Source organism: Microtetraspora sp. AC03309, assembly GCF_020826795.1.
Taxonomy (GTDB): Bacteria; Actinomycetota; Actinomycetes; order Streptosporangiales; family Streptosporangiaceae; genus Microtetraspora; species Microtetraspora glauca.
In genome coordinates this window covers 1-469 of sequence record NZ_JADDIL010000488.1, presented here as the reverse complement: position 1 = coordinate 469, position 469 = coordinate 1, and the positions used below count along the sequence as shown (strand labels likewise).

At 66.3% G+C, this 469-nt stretch carries 1 protein-coding gene; it reads left to right on the top strand.

Annotated features, from left to right (window positions below; genetic code table 11):
* On the top strand, nucleotides 1–469 hold a 469-nt coding region (locus tag IMZ11_RS43990; RefSeq protein WP_228649681.1), incomplete at both ends, for an AMP-binding protein.

Below are 469 nucleotides of genomic sequence, written 5' to 3'. Positions count from 1 at the left end.
GTCATCTCCCGGGCCCGCAGTCACAGTCTCGCCGACATCCCCCGCAGATCGGCGCGAAAGCAGCCGGACAAAACGGCGATCATCGACGGCGACGTGGTGCTGAGTTTCGCCGAGTTCGATCATCTGGTGGACCGCGCGGCGGCCGCATTGCACGAGAACGGCCTGCTTCCCGGTGCCCGGGTCGCTCTGTTGTCACGCAACTGCTGGCAGTACGCGGTGCTGGCATTCGCCACCGCCCGCGCCGGTGTGGTGCTGGTGCCGATCAACTTCATGCTGACGCCGGAAGAGATCTCCTACATCCTCGGGCACAGTCACGCCACCGGATTCATCGTCGAGGATGACCTGGTGCCCGTGGCCGAACAGGCCATGGTCTCCTCGGCCGTGACCAGGAAGGTCGCGCTGACGTCCACCGGCGGGTCCAGCCCGTCGGGTTGGGCGAGTTTCGACGAATGGCTCACCACCACCGCGG